Here is a 15,949-nt window from a genome sequence, read left to right on the forward strand (position 1 = left end):
TTTAAAGCGGTTTTCCGTTTTTTAGATTAATTCCGAAGCCATAAGGGTACAGCGTCGTTCCCGGGTGAGTGACGGAAGGAATGTCAACGGGCAGCCTGCCTTTCGGTTTTGTCTGTCCGAATATCGCTTCAATGCCTGCCGGAATGTTTGGCTGAAGAAATTGTCCGTCTGCATATCCTTTAAAGCCGTAGACTGCAATAAGGGCTTCAGCTTCTTCAAAATTAGCGGCGTCGTAAGGATTACGAAGGCTCATCAGCACAAAGGGTTTATGGTTCGATTGTGCGGATTTCATGACGGCCCGCGGAAATGCGGTCGTCCACTTGCCGGGATCTGTGACAGAATCGTCAATGGTGCCGTCATTTACGACAGGGTCATTTTTCACGACATATGAGCCTGTAATGACGTAATCGGCGTCGGATACGAGCTTTTTATACTCATCATTAAATGTGCGCTCGGCGAAGTTCATTTTACTGATGGTTACCGGCCGGATCTCTTTCTTCTTGATGAGCTGCCGGATGGTTTGTTCCATGGATGCTGTTTGATCTTCATAAGGAGCGGCAATGAGAACGCGGCTGTTCTTTTTCGGTTTGAATGGAAGGGTACGGTTTTTGTTTTGTAAGACGGTGACGGATCTTTCCGCGATTTGTTTTTCAGCTTTCAGATGGTTTTTGCTTCCGACGGTTTGCTTTGCTTTTGCGACCTTCTTATTCAGACTTGTTTCTTTCGCGGGATATATACCTCTTTTTATTTTCAGGGAAATGATGCGTTCCGCCGATTTGTTAATTTGCTGAACCGGTATTTCCCCTTTCTGAACCGCCTTTTTTAAAGCGGCAAGAACTTGGGCAAAGCGGTTTTCCGTTTGCAGCGATGTCACTTGGGCCGGCATCAGAGCGATATCCACTCCTGCTTTTACGGCCATGACGACCGCCTCTTCCTGGCCGAAATGATCGGCAATGGCTTTCATATTTAATGCATCCGTGACAATGACGCCGTTAAATCCCATTTCCTCACGGAGAAGATGAGTCATCACTTTTTTCGAGAGTGTGGCGGGTACGAGGATGTCTGAACCGTCCAGTTTGCTTTTATAAGTTGTATCGTCAAAAGCGGGAAATTGCACATGGGCTGTCATGATCATATCGGCCCCGGCCTGAATGGCTTTCCGGAACGGATAAAGTTCAATCTGACGCAGCCTTTCTTGACTGTGGGTGACAAGCGGGAGGCCGTAGTGGCTGTCGACATCCGTATCGCCGTGTCCCGGGAAATGTTTGACGGCGGCAGCGACATCCTGTTTTTGCTGAGCCTTCATTGAGGCAAGGCCGAGTGATGCTGTCAGATCACGGTCTGAACTGAATGACCTGACGCCGATGACCGGATTTCCGGGATTATTATTGATATCGAGAACGGGAGCGAAATTCGTATTAATGCCAAGTGCCTTCAGTTCTTTCCCGATTATGGCGCCGGTCTGGGACGCGTAAGCTGTTTTTCTCGCGGCTCCGAGTGCCATATTGCCTGGGAAATGAGTGCCTTCACCAAGTCTTGTTACGATGCCGCCTTCTTGATCAATGCTTAATAAAAGTGGAATATCAGGGCTCGCCTTTTGAAAGGCATCTGTCAGGCGGACCGTTTGCTCAGTGCTTTTTACATTTTCTGCAAATAAGATAACGCCGCCGAACCGGTACTTTTGAATAAGCCCTGCGACTTCGTCATTCATTTGGGTAAGAGCCTGAGGGGATGACTGCCCCTTCTTTTGCCAATTTCGAAAATCAGGCATGAGCATCTGCCCCAGTTTTTCATCTAATGTCATGCGGGATACCGCTTGTTCCGCCTGTGACGGAATGTCCGGTTTTGTCGATGCATGATGTGTGCCGGAAACAATGAACAACAGTAATACAGCTGAGATGACAAGTTTCATAATGATGTCCTCCTGTCGTCATAGTGTAGACAAAAGACTTGGGGTGTCATTCAATGGCTTCGTAAATCGCCTTTACAACGCTGCCGTAGCTTCCGGTCGGGAAAAGATCCCCTTCGAAAACATTGGGGTTTTCACCGGGGCTGACGACGGGGGAATGCTTTTTGTTGGTCAAAAGTGCGATCCCCAGGTTATAAGCGGGGTCAATGATCGTGACGGTGCCGGTCCATCCGGTATGGCCGTAAGCCTGCCTGCTTGCATAAGGACCGAACATCCACTCCATATCAGGGCTGCCGTTTTTCCGCCAGCCGAGAGCGAAAGTCGGGTCAGATGAAGCCGTCGTTGTGAACAGATCAGCCGTTTGTTTATTGAAGAGAGAAACGTGTTTGTAAGTGCCGCCGTTCAGCATGACTTGAAGAAGGACGGCCATGTCATCAGCTCTGGAAAACAGTCCTGCATGGCCGGACACTCCTCCCATTGAGTAAAAAGCTTTTTCGTCGTGAACCTCCCCTTGCAGCGTATACGTCCTGATGTGAGGAAAATGGATGGCCCCGTCACGCGTGTTGCCTAAGCGTTCAGTGGCTGCGAATGCTTTTTCTTTGAAGCCTTTTTGCAGCGGATTGAACAGGGTATGCTTCAGTTTCAGCGGTTTATACAGTTCTTGCTCCGCATAAGCATTGAGGGTTTTTCCGGTTATGTTTTCAATGATGCATCCGAGAAGCATGTACCCGATATCACTGTATACGTGCTTTGTCCCCGGTTTGTATTCAAGCGGGATTTGGGTGAGAAAACGGATCGTTTTGTCCCGTTGTTGTGAATAAAAAGGGCCCGCCGTGTCAGGCTGATAGAAATAAAAACTTGCCGGAAGACCGGATTGATGCTGGAGCACATCAATGACGCGTATGCGGTCTTTCCCTTGAACCGGATCGCTTTTTCTGTCTTTGAAATCGGGAAGGTAAGCCGAGACTTTTTGATATACATCAAGCTTCCCCTGACTGACGAGGCGCTGTAATGCAAAATTCGCCGCGTACATTTTTGTATTGGAAGCTAAATCAAACATAGTTGATGTTTTCATTTTTTTCGGATGGGATAAAAGAACGTTTCCATCATATTTTTTGCTGTAGCCGTATGCTTTCTTTTTTATCACTCGTCCGTCCTTTACGACGACGAGGACGGCGCCCGGGAATCCTGCTGCAATGTCTTTTTCAATCATTTGATCAACCTTTCTGAGCTTTGCTGTATCGTATAATTTGGATTGGGCGAAGGCTTTGTGCTGCGGCAGAAAAGAAAAGCTGATGACCATTGTGAGTATGGCGGCTGCCAGTGTTTTCATATTCTGATTCCTCCCGGCTAATCAAATTCAGCAGCCATGTCATCCGTAAACCCGAAAGCATAAGTGAAGACAAAGCCCGCCGCGTAAGAGATGAAGAGACCGATGATATACAAAACGATCTGGGCCGGCTGTACGAGAAATGAGAGCGGAAGGCCGGAGACACCGATTGAAAAAGTGGCCACTTGAAAATGGGCTTGAAAGGCGCCGCCGATTCCCGCGCCCAAACACGCTGTTAAAAACGGCCGGCCGAGCGGGAGTGTGACGCCGAAGATGAGCGGCTCCCCGATTCCGAGCAGACCTGATGGAAGTCCGCCTCCAATCGCTCTTTTCAATGAGGCTTTTTTTGTTTTCATAAAGATGGCGAAGGCTGCGCCTACTTGACCTGCGCCTCCCATCGCGAGAATCGGGAGAAGCGGGTCATCTCCGATTGATCGGATTAATTCCAGATGCACGGGAGTCAAGCCCTGATGCAGCCCGGTGATGACAAGAGGCAGGAAGGCGGCCCCTAATACAAACCCCGACACTGCTCCCCCGACATTCAATAGCGACAATAAGCCTGATGTAATCAGATCAGAAATAAAACCGCCTACAGGGATAAAGACGACATATGTTACCAGCCCGGTGATAAGCAAAGACAATGTAGGCGTAACGATAATGTCGATGGATTGATGGACGTACTTTCTGATCAACCGCTCGGTATAAGCGATAAAAATCGCGGCGAAAAGCACGCCGATTAATCCTCCCCTGCCAGGGAGCAGATTCTCTCCGAACAAACTGATATTGGCGATCTCAGGGTTAAGGATCAATATCCCCGCAAGGCCGCCCATCGCGGGTGTCCCGCCGAATTCCTTCGCCGCATTGATGCCGACAAGGACGCCGAGGTAAGCAAATAAGCCTGAACCGATAACCGTTAATATAAGCGCGATTTGGGATTCTTTCGGGAGCCAGCCGGCCTGAATGACGGCTTTCGTAATGCCGGTGATTAAACCTGATGCAATGAGTGCGGGAATAAGAGGAATGAAGATGCTTGATAGCTTTCTGAGAAACAGGGTGATGGGTGTTGTGTTTTTTCTGTTGAGATCAGCTTTTTTCCGTGAGGCGGCTTCTTTTAAATCAATGTTTTTTCCGGGTGACATAAGGTTTGCGAAAGCGTCGGCGACATGATTGACGACACCCGCGCCGAGAATGATCTGCAGGGTTTCGGCCTCGACGACGCCTATTACTCCGTCAAGCCGTTTCAGCGCTTCAATATCCGTTTTGTCCTGATCAAAAGGTGTAATTCTTAAGCGTGTCATACAATGGGTAAAGCCTGAAATATTGGATGAACCGCCGCAATTGTCCAGAATATCTTTGGCCAGCGCATGATAAAATGCCTCTTTGCTCATGGAAACCCTCCTCTTTCAGTACAATTTTCCCGCGGAGCTTTGCCTGAAACGCGTCTTAAAAGCGCCTGCGCCGATCATGAAAACGGCGCGGGCTCGTAAAGCACTTTATGATCATTGACTGGGGCGTTCTGACCAAGGGATGATCAGCGGTTTTTTTCTCTTGAAATATGCTGTTCAATGGCTTTGTCAATGAAGCCTTCTGCTTCTTTGAGAAGTGCTTTTGCGTGTGTTTCGTCCGAATTCGTCTTCAGCATGACGATCGCCGTTTTGACATGGCTGCCTGAGGCCTCAAGCGTTTCCCTTGCCTTGTCGTACGGCACGCCCGTGATGCTTTGGATGGTGCCGATTGCCCGTTCTTTCAATTTTTCATTGCTGACATGAACGTCCACCATTAAATTTTCGTACACTTTGCCGCTTTTAATCATCACGGCGGTGGAAATCATGTTCAGAATCATTTTATGTGCCGTCGCCGCTTTCATTCGTGTTGACCCTGTAATCACTTCGGGGCCGACGACAACTTCGATGCTGTGATCGGCATACGTGCTGATCAATGAGTGCTTATTGCATGTGAGCGCGACGGTTTTGGCGCCGATTGTTTTTGCATATTTCAGCGCACCGGCCGCATACGGAGTGCGCCCGCTTGCCGCGATGGCGATCACGGTATCGTCTTCGGTAAGCCCGATTGTCTTGAGATCAAGAGCGCCGGTTTCCTCGCTGTCTTCGATTCCTTCAGCCGCTTGCAAAAAGGCGTCTGCCCCTCCGGCCATCAGTCCGATGACGGTGTCGGGACTTACGCTGTATGTAGGCGGGCATTCAACCGCATCCAGTACACCAAGTCTGCCGCTTGTGCCCGCTCCCGCATAAATCAGCCTGCCGTTTCGCCGCAATGACTGATGGGCAAATTGAACGGCAATTTCAATATCAGGCAGCACCTGCTGAACGGCGTCCGCCACTTTGAAATCCTCTCGGTTAATGATGCGGAGGATTTCCATCGTGTCTGCTTGATGGATTGAAGCGGTCTCTGGATTTCTTGTTTCTGTGGTCAATCTGTGAATGTTAAGCCGGTCTGTCATGAATGTACCCTCCCAAGTCGTTATTACTTGAAGTATATGGGCTTCTGAATATATGTTTCAAGAAAAATCGGCAGGGAAAAGATGAATAATGAAACGCTTTCACAAAAAATGATGCAGAATGTGCTGTTCGCCGATCGGGCCGATCCTGCGCCGCCCTTTATCAATAAAACCGGAAGACCGGTACAAGTTCTGTGCACGATGATTGCGATGATTCACTGCAAGCACGATTTCATCACACCAAGGGAAATAATTTGCGATAAAAGCGGGAAGCTGCAGCATCGCCTGTTTGGCATAACCTTTTCCCTGCTGTGACGCATGTAATGACAGCGCGCTCAGTAAAATGGCAGACACGTTGTTCGAATATGGGGCGATGGTTTCTTTTGAGGTATGTAAAATAAAAAAACCGACTGGGCTGTCTTCTTTTAAAATGACTGTGGGATAACGATCCCGGATGACAAGCGCCTGCGGCAGGACATCTTTCGGGAGAGCGGAGAACATTTTATCTTCTTCACTGAGTACAAACCCGTTCAGCCTGTCTGCATGCTCCGGTTTGTAAAAAGACAGGGTTACATCCATGATATCTTCTCTCCTTTTTTATAATTGATCCAGTTCATCTTCTGATAACACACGGCAGCCTGCCCGTTTTAAAAGAGCGGAAGTGATGCCGTCCCCGGTGATCTTTTTCCCTGAGAAAGTTCCGTCATAGATGAAGCTGCTTCCGCAGGATGGGCTGTTTTCTTTAAGGATGACCGTGCCGGCGCCTATTTCTTTTGCGTATGCCAGTGTTTTTTCCGCGCCGGCCATATATAAAGCGGTAACGTCTTCACCAGATGCCGTTACGATTTTCGCCGTTCCGTTCAGCACATCTTCGCCCGTGCCGCCGATGATTTCCGCCGGTTCGCGGGGAGTGGTGAAGCCGCCCAAAAGTTCAGGGCAGACCATAACAGCTTTCTTTTCATCCACGAGTCTGAGGATTTTTTCCGAAGCGGCGTGGGAGCCGTTATACCTGCATTCGATACCGCCGAGACAAGAGCTGACTAAGATCATCTGTGTCCATTCCCTTCAATATTTATGATACCTCCATCTTAAATGAAATAAGAAAGAAGGGATGAGTTTTTCAGTTAAAAAACGGGTAAAAAAGTTTGAAAATAAAAAAAATAATTTTTCTCTTTACAAATAGGGTACAACCTGTATATAATAACTTTTGTCAGCTCGACGCGGACACAACGGCCCGTTGGTCAAGCGGTTAAGACACCGCCCTTTCACGGCGGTAACACGGGTTCGAATCCCGTACGGGTCATATGGAGGATTAGCTCAGCTGGGAGAGCATCTGCCTTACAAGCAGAGGGTCGGCGGTTCGAGCCCGTCATCCTCCACCATATTTGCCGGCCTAGCTCAATTGGTAGAGCAACTGACTTGTAATCAGTAGGTTGGGGGTTCAAGTCCTCTGGCCGGCACTGTTTTTCTGAAAAATACGGAGGGGTAGCGAAGTGGCTAAACGCGGCGGACTGTAAATCCGCTCCCTCAGGGTTCGGCGGTTCGAATCCGTCCCCCTCCACCATTTTTGGGCTATAGCCAAGCGGTAAGGCAACGGACTTTGACTCCGTCATGCGTTGGTTCGAATCCAGCTAGCCCAGTCTCAGACACCTTTTGCATAAGGTGTCTTTTTTTATCGGTGCTTTACCTCGATTTCCAATTGTTCATCAGATATACTATTTTTAAGCTGCTGTTAAGGCAGTATATTCTGTATTTTCCATCTACACCCTGCCTGAAATTTGGTAAAATAAATGTAATAAAAAAATGAAACCTTTTAAAACAATCAACGTATAGATACAGACCGGTGAAGGGCAGAGGTAAGATAAAACATGGAAAACCTGATTAAAAAAAGAATTAAGCAAGTCAAAAAAGGCGATCAAAATGCGTTTGCGGAAATCGTTGACCTTTATAAAGATAAGATTTACCAGCTTTGCTACCGCATGCTCGGCAATGTCCACGAAGCGGAAGATATTGCGCAGGAGGCTTTTATCAGAGCGTATGTCAATATCGACAGTTTCGATATCAACAGAAAGTTTTCAACGTGGCTTTACAGAATTGCGACCAACCTGACCATTGACCGCATCCGCAAGAAAAAGCCTGATTACTATCTGGACGCAGAAGTGGCGGGAGCAGAAGGGCTGACGATGTATTCGCAGATCGCTGCGGATGGGGTTCTCCCTGAAGACGCCGTATTGTCATTGGAGCTGTCTGACACAATTCAGAAAAAGATTTTAAAGCTGCCTGACAAGTACAGAACGGTTATTGTATTAAAGTATATTGACGAACTCTCTTTAATTGAAATCGGGGAGATTCTGAATATCCCTGTCGGCACCGTCAAGACAAGGATTCACAGAGGCAGAGAGGCTCTTAGAAAACAATTGAGAGATCTTTAAGTGGGGTGATGAAATGAGCTGTCCTGAACAGATCGTGCAGCTTATGCATAAGCATCTTGATGGAGATATCCTTCCTGAAGATGAAAACGTATTAAAACAACATTTGCGGTCATGCGAGAATTGCAAGCGGCATTTCCATGAAATGGAGAAATCCGTAGCGCTCGTCCGAAGCACATCGCATGTCACAGCCCCTGCTGATTTTACTGCCAAAGTTATGGCGAATCTTCCAAAAGAGAAAAAGCGCGCTTCTGTTAAACGATGGATCAAAACTCATCCGATCATTGCAGCCGCAGCGGTTTTTGTGATTTTAATGGGCGGCGGTTTTTTCAACAGCTGGCATAACGACCACAATTTCAGTGTGTCCAAGCAGCCGAACCTTGTCGTACAGAATCACACGGTCACCGTCCCTGAAGGCGAGACCGTAAAGGGTGATGTCACAGTAAAAAACGGCAAGCTGGTCATTAAAGGTAAGGTCGACGGCAATGTGACCGTCGTCAACGGAGAAAAATACATGGCCTCAGCCGGACAAGTCACCGGGCAGATTGAAGAAATTAACCAATTGTTTGACTGGGTCTGGTACGAACTGAAATCGGCGGGTCAGGGCGTTGTGAGCGCTTTAGACCCGAATGAAGATGAGTAAAGCGTATAATCGCTTTACTCTTTTTTTACGGATTGCCACGCTGGCTCATTTCACTTGAGAAATCAAAATGTGGTATAATGAGCACGCTATATGATGTACATATTGCTCATGCAGCACAATTCATAACGGAAAAACGAAATGACTGAATTCTTGGAGGACGAGGAAATGGCTTTTGAGGACATCCCATTTTTGCAATACCTCGGCAATGCCGTTGATATTCTCCTTGTTTGGTATGTGATATATAAATTAATCATGGTCATACGCGGAACGAAGGCGGTTCAGCTTTTAAAAGGAATCGTCGTCATCGTATTGGTCCGGATGGCCAGTTCATATTTGGGACTCAGCACGCTTCAATGGCTGATGGACCAAGCGATAACATGGGGATTTTTAGCGATTATCATTATATTCCAGCCTGAGCTGAGGCGGGCGCTTGAACAGCTCGGACGGGGCCGGTTCTTTTCAAGGAGCGGCACCCCCGTGGAGGAAGCACAGCATAAGACAATTGAAGCGATTACAAAATCGATCAGCTACATGGCGAAACGCCGCATCGGCGCTCTCATCGCCATCGAGCGCGACACGGGAATGGGCGATTATATTGAGACGGGCATCCCGCTTAATGCGCAGGTCAGCTCGGAGCTTTTGATAAATATCTTCATTCCGAATACGCCGCTGCACGATGGAGCGGTCATTATGAAAAATAACGAGATTGCGGCTGCTGCCTGTTATCTGCCGCTTTCTGAAAGCCCGTTTATTTCAAAGGAGCTGGGGACGCGGCACAGAGCGGCTGTCGGCATCAGTGAAGTGACGGACAGCTTAACCATTATCGTATCCGAAGAGACGGGCGCCATCAGTGTGGCCAAAAACGGAGACCTTCACAGAGAATTGACGGAAGAAGCACTGAAAGAAATGCTTGAAGCCGAGTTTAAGAAAAACGCCAGAGATACTTCTTCTAACTGCTGGTACTGGAGGGGCAAGAAAAATGGATAAATTCTTAAACAACCGCTGGGCTGTAAAGATCATTGCATTGCTCTTTGCGCTCCTGCTTTATGTGGCGGTTAACAACAACCAGGCGCCGACTCCGAAAAAGCCGGGGGAATCCTTTTTTCCGACATCAACGACTGACGAGGCTACGCTTACTGATATTCCTGTAAAAGCGTACTATGATGAAGCGAATTACGTAGTCACCGGCGTGCCCCAGACCGTAAATGTCACGATTAAAGGCTCGACAAGCGCGGTGAAAAAGGCGAGACAGACGAAGAATTTTGAGATATACGCTGATATGAATAAGCTGAAGACCGGGACTCATAAGGTCGAATTGAAGGCGAAAAATGTATCGGACGGACTGACGATATCCATTAACCCGTCAGTCACGACGGTTACGATTCAGGAAAAAACGGCTGAAAGTTTTCCGGTTGAAGTTGAATACTACAATAAAAGCAAAATGAAAAAGGGATATACGCCCCAGCAGCCGATTATCAGCCCGAAAAACGTACAGATTACGGGTTCGAAAAATGTGATTGACAACATTTCGCTTGTCAAAGCATCCGTGAACCTTGAAAATGCAAATGAGACCATTGATAGGGAAGTGAAGGTGACCGTCTATGACAAAGACGGCAACGCACTTCCTGTTGATGTTGAACCGTCAGTCATTAAAGTGACGGTTCCCGTGGCCAGCCCGAGCAAAAAGCTCCCTTTCAAAATTGAAAGGAAGGGAAGTCTTCCTGACGGGGTGAGCATTGCGAGCATTGACTCGAATCCGAGTGAGGTGACGGTTTACGGCCCGCAGGATGTGCTGGATTCACTTGAATTTATCGACGGTGTATCTCTTGATTTAGACAAAATTGATAAAGATACGGATGTCGATGCCGACATCCCGCTTCCTAAGGGTGTCACAAAGGTGTCACCGGGGAAAATTACCCTTCATGTTAAGGTGGACAGTGAAGACAAAAAGGATTTTAGCAATGTCCCAATCAAGACGGTCGGACTGGGAGGCTCGCAGCGGATTGAGTTTCTCGACCCTGAATCGCGGGCGATCAATATTACGGCCAAAGGCTCTCCGTCCAACATTAAGGCGCTGAAAAAGTCGGACATTGAGCTGTATGCCAATGTCTCGGGCTTAGATGACGGAGAGCATTCTGTAAAGCTTGAAGTAAACGGGCCGCAAAATGTCACATGGTCCTTGTCAAAAGACACGGTTAAGATCAGGCTGACTTCTAAGAAAAACACAAGTTCAAATAAAAATGACGGCGGCTCCGCTGATTCCGGCAATAAAGACGGCACAAGCGGAGGCGCAGACAAAGACAAGAACCAGGAAGACACTGACAGCGATCAGAATAAAAGTCAAAACCAGGATCAAAATCAAGACCAGGATGAAGACGGATCAAGTGCTGATTCATCTTCAACAGAATGAAAAAGGAGCGATACAAAATGGGCAAGTATTTTGGAACAGATGGTGTAAGAGGTGTTGCCAACAGCGAGCTTACGCCAGAGCTGGCCTTTAAAGTGGGGCGTTTTGGCGGTTATGTCCTGACCAAAGATAAACAGCGCCCGAAAGTGCTGATCGGCCGCGATACACGTATCTCCGGACATATGCTGGAGGGAGCCCTTGTCGCCGGACTTTTATCGATCGGAGCTGAAGTGATGCGCCTCGGCGTTATTTCTACGCCGGGGGTATCCTATTTAACAAAAGCGATGGATGCTGAGGCGGGCGTCATGATTTCCGCTTCTCACAATCCCGTACAGGATAACGGAATTAAATTTTTCGGAGGAGACGGCTTTAAGCTTTCTGACGAGCAGGAGGCCGAGATTGAACGTCTCATGGATGAACCGGAAGACAAACTTCCGCGACCGACAGGCGCGGACCTCGGGCTTGTGAACGATTATTTTGAAGGCGTTCAAAAGTATCTGCAATTTTTAAAGCAGACGGCGGATGAGGATTTCACGGGCATTCACGTAGCGCTTGACTGCGCCCATGGTGCGACATCTTCCATTGCGACACACCTTTTTGCCGATCTTGATGCTGACGTGTCTACAATGGGAACGTCTCCGAACGGCTTAAATATTAATGACGGCGTCGGTTCTACACACCCGGAAGCGCTGAGTGCTTTCGTCAAAGAAAAAAATGCCGATATCGGCCTTGCGTTTGACGGAGACGGCGACCGCCTCATTGCCGTTGATGAAAAAGGAAACATCGTGGACGGCGATCAGATCATGTACATATGCGCGAAGTATTTGAAATCAGAAGGCCGTCTGAAGGATGATACAGTCGTATCAACCGTGATGAGCAACCTCGGTTTCTACAAAGCGCTTGAAAAAGAAGAAATCAAAAGCATCCAAACGGCAGTCGGTGACCGCTATGTCGTAGAAGCGATGAAAAAAGACGGCTATAATGTCGGCGGCGAGCAGTCAGGGCACCTTATTTTCCTTGATTACAACACTACCGGCGACGGGCTCTTATCGGCGATCATGCTTGTGAATACGCTGAAGGCATCGGGGAAAACCCTTTCAGAGCTTGCTGGTGAAATGAAAAAATTCCCGCAGCTTTTAGTAAACGTGAAAGTGACGGATAAATATAAGGTAGAAGAAAACGCTAAGGTGAAGGCCGTCATTTCTGAAGTGGAAAAAGAAATGAACGGAGACGGCCGGATTTTAGTGCGCCCGTCAGGCACCGAGCCGCTTGTCCGTGTAATGGCGGAAGCAAGAACAAAAGAGCTTTGTGACGAATATGTCACAAAAATCGTGGATGTCGTGCGGACAGAAATGGGAGCGGAATAGCGAAGTTTATAAACAGAGAGCGAACAAGACAAGTGCGATCAGCATAAAATGATAGTAACATGATGCCGGGACGGAAAAAAATAATTGACCGTCCTTGGCACATGTTGTAAAATCAAGCTTGTTCAGCCTTTGTTTTTCATTTATAGGAAAGGCGGCATTGTTTGCATCTTTCATAATTATAGCGCCCGAACTAAGCGCCCGAAAAACGGCTTAGTTGACGAGGATGGAGGTTATCGAATTTTCGGCGGATGCCTCCCGGCTGATTCATTTAGATCACAGCCGTAAGGATTTCTTTAAACCGGAGGGGCGACTCTCCGAACAAAGGGAAATCACATGATCTTCCAAAAAAACATGTGGGAGGGGACGATTGAAAGTCCCCTTGTAATCTGACTTTCTTCGTCTCCTTTTACACCTTTAGGAGGAAGAAAAAATGTGTGGAATTGTTGGTTATATCGGTCATCTTGATGCGAAAGAGATTTTGTTAAAAGGATTAGAGAAGCTTGAGTACCGCGGTTATGACTCTGCCGGTATCGCTGTGGCGAATGAGCAGGGCGTGCATGTGTACAAAGAAAAAGGCCGCATCGCCGACCTTCGTGAAGTGGTGGATCAAACGGTTGAATCTCAAGCGGGAATCGGCCATACACGCTGGGCGACTCACGGCGAACCAAGCTTCCTGAACGCTCACCCGCATCAAAGCGCACTTGGCCGCTTTACACTTGTTCATAACGGTGTGATCGAGAACTATGTTCAGCTGAAGCGTGAATACCTTGAAAACGTTGAACTGAAAAGCGACACGGACACTGAAGTAGTCGTTCAAATGATTGAGCAATTTGTGGCAGGAGGACTCAGTACAGAAGAAGCGTTCCGCAAAACACTGACTCTGTTAAAAGGCTCTTACGCAATTGCATTATTTGACGGCGAAAACACAGACACCATTTACGTTGCAAAAAACAAAAGCCCTCTGTTAATCGGCCTTGGAGATACTTTTAACGTCGTGGCATCTGACGCGATGGCTATGCTTCAAGTAACGAATGAATACGTTGAGCTTTTGGACAAAGAAATGGTGATCGTGACAAAAGACGAAGCCGTGATTAAAAACCTTGACGGTGAAGTCATGACACGTGCGTCTTATATCGCTGAGCTTGACGCCAGTGATATTGAAAAAGGCACATACCCTCACTACATGTTAAAAGAAACGGATGAGCAGCCGCTTGTTATGCGCAAAATCATCCAAACGTATCAGGACGAAAACGGCAGACTGGCTGTGGCTGGCGATGTCGCTGACGCCGTGGCGGAAGCGGACCGCATTTATATCGTGGCTTGCGGAACGAGCTACCATGCCGGTCTTGTCGGGAAACAATATATTGAAATGTGGGCAAACGTCCCGGTTGAAGTGCATGTAGCGAGTGAATTCTCTTACAACATGCCGCTTCTGTCTAAGAAACCGCTCTTTATTTTCCTTTCTCAAAGCGGAGAAACAGCGGACAGCCGCGCCGTGCTTGTTCAAGTCAAAGCGCTGGGTCACAAAGCGCTGACAATTACAAACGTTCCGGGTTCCACGCTGTCCCGTGAAGCGGATTACACATTGCTTCTGCACGCAGGCCCTGAGATCGCCGTTGCATCAACAAAAGCGTATACGGCTCAGATTGCCGTGCTTGCGATTCTTGCGTCCGTTGCAGCCGAACGCAATGGCGTTGATATCGGTTTTGATTTAGTCAAAGAATTGGGTATCGCGGCAAACGCCATGGAAGCCCTTTGCGACCAGAAGGACGAAATGGAAATGATCGCGCGTGAGTATCTGACTGTTTCAAGAAATGCTTTCTTCATCGGCCGCGGCCTTGACTACTTCGTATGTGTCGAAGGCGCCCTGAAGCTGAAAGAGATTTCTTACATCCAGGCGGAAGGCTTCGCCGGCGGTGAGCTGAAGCACGGAACAATCGCTCTGATTGAAGAAGGAACACCAGTCTTTGCGCTGGCGACACAAGAACACGTCAACCTGAGCATCCGCGGAAACGTGAAGGAAGTCGCAGCCCGCGGCGCCAACACTTGCATCATCTCGCTAAAAGGTTTAGAAGACGCAGACGACAGATTCGTCCTGCCGGAAGTCAACCCTGCGCTTGCTCCGCTGGTATCTGTTGTACCGTTGCAGCTGATTGCTTACTACGCTGCACTGCACCGCGGCTGTGACGTTGATAAACCGCGCAACCTTGCGAAGAGTGTGACTGTGGAGTAATATATTTAACCCCTTTGGTTATTATATTTGTAGTTTTATAAAAAAGATTGATCATTTATAATAAAGTTTGATTGAAAATAACCTCTTCGGTATGATATCCGTAAGAGGTTATTTTTTATTATTCAGATAAAAGGCGGAGTGAAAATGTTACCCAAATATAATCCCAATAATCCGAGTCTATTAGAATCGATAGTTTGTTTTACTGATATTTTAGGTTTTTCAAGTTTAATTATAAACACACCTAACCTACAGTCTGGAAATCACTTACTTAAAGATCTTCATAAAATTCTTACAAAACAATATGCGTTAATGAGAGAGATGAACCCATATGGTCATTTTAAAACATTTACTGACAATGTCATACTAGCATATCCAAGATTTGAAGATGGTGAAGGGCAATCAGGTAATTTGTTTATGTCATTTATTGATTACCAATTAGAGATGACATTAAATGGGTATTTCTTACGTGGCGGTATTGATTTAGGAGATTACTATGGTGATGATGATTTTGCTTATGGACCAGCGTTAATTGAAGCACATGATTTAGAAAGTAGTAAGGCAATTTATCCTAGAATTATTTTAAGTGATGAAATGATTAAAATGGTATCGCAACACCTGGGCTATTATGGTTCTGCATCATATGCTCCACAGAATTCACATTTATTAATAGATGAAGATGATAAAGTTTTTGTTAATTATTTGTATGGACTACATGAAATATATAACACGACTGAAGATATCATGGAATATATTCAAAAAATTCAAAGTCACAAAGATATTATTTTAACTAAATTGAACCACTTCAAAAGCGATAAAAAACTTTATTCTAAATACGAGTGGGTAGCTCAATATCATAATTATTACTGTGATGAGTATTTTGAAAAGAATGCAATTCAACAATTCAATTTGAAAATACCTAGTATACAGACACGTAATTTTTCTAGAATAGCTATAAGTGATTTAATACTTATTTAAATTTAGGAAGAAGCTAAAGATAGAATGTCCAAGCGAAAACGTTCGCCCTCTATTGGTAAGAAATATAAAGAAGGTTTCGGATAAGGTTAGGGGCTAATTATAAGCCGTGGGTGACAATTCAAGATGTACCTTCATTGGGTCACGTTACACGTACTTCTATTTGTTAGAATATTACGATTTGGTAATTGATATACGTGA

Annotated in this window: 13 protein-coding genes and 5 tRNA genes; 12 read left to right on the forward strand and 6 right to left on the reverse strand. The window is 46.8% G+C overall.

Going from position 1 to position 15,949, the window contains the following annotated elements; genetic code table 11:
- Nucleotide 1 precedes the first annotated feature (1 nt).
- From MHH91_RS01060 to MHH91_RS01085, 6 genes are all read right to left on the reverse strand, one after another.
- Entirely contained in the window at nt 2-1,912 is a 1,911-nt protein-coding gene (locus tag MHH91_RS01060; RefSeq protein ID WP_014471373.1) for a glycoside hydrolase family 3 protein, read from the reverse strand.
- A 46-nt stretch (nt 1,913-1,958) separates the two neighbouring features.
- On the reverse strand, nt 1,959-3,242 hold the full coding sequence (gene pbp4b, locus MHH91_RS01065; RefSeq protein WP_013350845.1) for a penicillin binding protein PBP4B: 1,284 nt from the start codon (nt 3,240-3,242) through the stop codon (nt 1,959-1,961).
- A gap of 17 nt (nt 3,243-3,259) precedes the next feature.
- Nucleotides 3,260-4,627 carry a PTS transporter subunit EIIC gene (locus tag MHH91_RS01070; RefSeq protein ID WP_013350846.1) on the reverse strand — a complete coding sequence of 456 codons (1,368 nt, stop codon included), beginning with the start codon at nt 4,625-4,627 and terminating at the stop codon, nt 3,260-3,262.
- Nucleotides 4,628-4,770: 143 nt separating this feature from the next.
- Nucleotides 4,771-5,700, reverse strand: a complete 930-nt coding sequence (murQ, locus tag MHH91_RS01075; protein WP_013350847.1) for an N-acetylmuramic acid 6-phosphate etherase — start codon at nt 5,698-5,700, stop codon at nt 4,771-4,773.
- Nucleotides 5,701-5,799: 99 nt separating this feature from the next.
- Nucleotides 5,800-6,276 carry a GNAT family N-acetyltransferase gene (locus tag MHH91_RS01080; RefSeq protein ID WP_014471374.1) on the reverse strand — a complete coding sequence of 159 codons (477 nt, stop codon included), beginning with the start codon at nt 6,274-6,276 and terminating at the stop codon, nt 5,800-5,802.
- An 18-nt stretch (nt 6,277-6,294) separates the two neighbouring features.
- Complete coding sequence (locus tag MHH91_RS01085) at nt 6,295-6,747, reverse strand: DUF523 domain-containing protein (protein WP_014471375.1); 453 nt, start codon at nt 6,745-6,747, stop codon at nt 6,295-6,297.
- A 181-nt stretch (nt 6,748-6,928) separates the two neighbouring features.
- Between MHH91_RS01085 and MHH91_RS01090 the strand changes: the two genes are divergently transcribed.
- From MHH91_RS01090 to MHH91_RS01145, 12 genes are all read left to right on the forward strand, one after another.
- A tRNA-Glu gene (locus MHH91_RS01090) sits at nt 6,929-7,000 on the forward strand.
- Between the two features lie 3 nt (nt 7,001-7,003).
- Nucleotides 7,004-7,079: transfer RNA gene (locus tag MHH91_RS01095), tRNA-Val, on the forward strand.
- A 5-nt stretch (nt 7,080-7,084) separates the two neighbouring features.
- Nucleotides 7,085-7,157, forward strand: a tRNA-Thr gene (locus tag MHH91_RS01100).
- A gap of 19 nt (nt 7,158-7,176) precedes the next feature.
- Nucleotides 7,177-7,261, forward strand: a tRNA-Tyr gene (locus tag MHH91_RS01105).
- Nucleotides 7,262-7,265: 4 nt separating this feature from the next.
- Nucleotides 7,266-7,337 (forward strand) — tRNA-Gln (locus MHH91_RS01110).
- 228 nt (nt 7,338-7,565) lie between these two features.
- On the forward strand, nt 7,566-8,129 hold the full coding sequence (sigW, locus tag MHH91_RS01115; RefSeq protein WP_003156766.1) for an RNA polymerase sigma factor SigW: 564 nt from the start codon (nt 7,566-7,568) through the stop codon (nt 8,127-8,129).
- 13 nt (nt 8,130-8,142) lie between these two features.
- Nucleotides 8,143-8,769: an anti-sigma-W factor RsiW gene (gene rsiW, locus MHH91_RS01120; RefSeq protein WP_014469641.1), complete on the forward strand. Its 627-nt coding sequence runs from the start codon at nt 8,143-8,145 to the stop codon at nt 8,767-8,769.
- A 165-nt stretch (nt 8,770-8,934) separates the two neighbouring features.
- Nucleotides 8,935-9,756 carry a diadenylate cyclase CdaA gene (cdaA, locus tag MHH91_RS01125; protein WP_014471376.1) on the forward strand — a complete coding sequence of 274 codons (822 nt, stop codon included), beginning with the start codon at nt 8,935-8,937 and terminating at the stop codon, nt 9,754-9,756.
- Nucleotides 9,749-11,179, forward strand: coding sequence for a CdaR family protein (locus MHH91_RS01130; RefSeq protein ID WP_013350852.1), 1,431 nt, complete (start codon nt 9,749-9,751; stop codon nt 11,177-11,179). The genes cdaA and MHH91_RS01130 overlap by 8 nt, the downstream gene beginning before the upstream one ends.
- A gap of 17 nt (nt 11,180-11,196) precedes the next feature.
- Nucleotides 11,197-12,543 carry a phosphoglucosamine mutase gene (glmM, locus tag MHH91_RS01135; protein ID WP_013350853.1) on the forward strand — a complete coding sequence of 449 codons (1,347 nt, stop codon included), beginning with the start codon at nt 11,197-11,199 and terminating at the stop codon, nt 12,541-12,543.
- A 430-nt stretch (nt 12,544-12,973) separates the two neighbouring features.
- The gene (gene glmS, locus MHH91_RS01140) at nt 12,974-14,776 is read left to right on the forward strand and encodes a glutamine--fructose-6-phosphate transaminase (isomerizing) (RefSeq protein ID WP_013350854.1); all 1,803 of its coding nucleotides are present in this window, start codon (nt 12,974-12,976) and stop codon (nt 14,774-14,776) included.
- A gap of 144 nt (nt 14,777-14,920) precedes the next feature.
- Entirely contained in the window at nt 14,921-15,751 is an 831-nt protein-coding gene (locus MHH91_RS01145; RefSeq protein WP_014469644.1) for a hypothetical protein, read from the forward strand.
- Nucleotides 15,752-15,949 lie beyond the last annotated feature (198 nt).

The organism is Bacillus sp. FSL K6-2819 (genome assembly GCF_038008305.1).
Lineage (GTDB): Bacteria > Bacillota > Bacilli > Bacillales > Bacillaceae > Bacillus > Bacillus amyloliquefaciens.

Bases quoted from the DNA above. Each gene is read 5' to 3' on its own strand.
- cdaA (WP_014471376.1), top strand. From the start codon at position 8,935: ATGGCTTTTGAGGACATCCCATTTTTGCAATACCTCGGCAATGCCGTT.
- glmS (WP_013350854.1), top strand. From the start codon at position 12,974: ATGTGTGGAATTGTTGGTTATATCGGTCATCTTGATGCGAAAGAGATT.
- MHH91_RS01145 (WP_014469644.1), top strand. From the start codon at position 14,921: ATGTTACCCAAATATAATCCCAATAATCCGAGTCTATTAGAATCGATA.
- murQ (WP_013350847.1), bottom strand. From the start codon at position 5,700: ATGACAGACCGGCTTAACATTCACAGATTGACCACAGAAACAAGAAAT.
- MHH91_RS01085 (WP_014471375.1), bottom strand. From the start codon at position 6,747: ATGATCTTAGTCAGCTCTTGTCTCGGCGGTATCGAATGCAGGTATAAC.
- MHH91_RS01060 (WP_014471373.1), bottom strand. From the start codon at position 1,912: ATGAAACTTGTCATCTCAGCTGTATTACTGTTGTTCATTGTTTCCGGC.
- pbp4b (WP_013350845.1), bottom strand. From the start codon at position 3,242: ATGAAAACACTGGCAGCCGCCATACTCACAATGGTCATCAGCTTTTCT.
- rsiW (WP_014469641.1), top strand. From the start codon at position 8,143: ATGAGCTGTCCTGAACAGATCGTGCAGCTTATGCATAAGCATCTTGAT.
- sigW (WP_003156766.1), top strand. From the start codon at position 7,566: ATGGAAAACCTGATTAAAAAAAGAATTAAGCAAGTCAAAAAAGGCGAT.
- MHH91_RS01070 (WP_013350846.1), bottom strand. From the start codon at position 4,627: ATGAGCAAAGAGGCATTTTATCATGCGCTGGCCAAAGATATTCTGGAC.
- glmM (WP_013350853.1), top strand. From the start codon at position 11,197: ATGGGCAAGTATTTTGGAACAGATGGTGTAAGAGGTGTTGCCAACAGC.
- MHH91_RS01130 (WP_013350852.1), top strand. From the start codon at position 9,749: ATGGATAAATTCTTAAACAACCGCTGGGCTGTAAAGATCATTGCATTG.
- MHH91_RS01080 (WP_014471374.1), bottom strand. From the start codon at position 6,276: ATGGATGTAACCCTGTCTTTTTACAAACCGGAGCATGCAGACAGGCTG.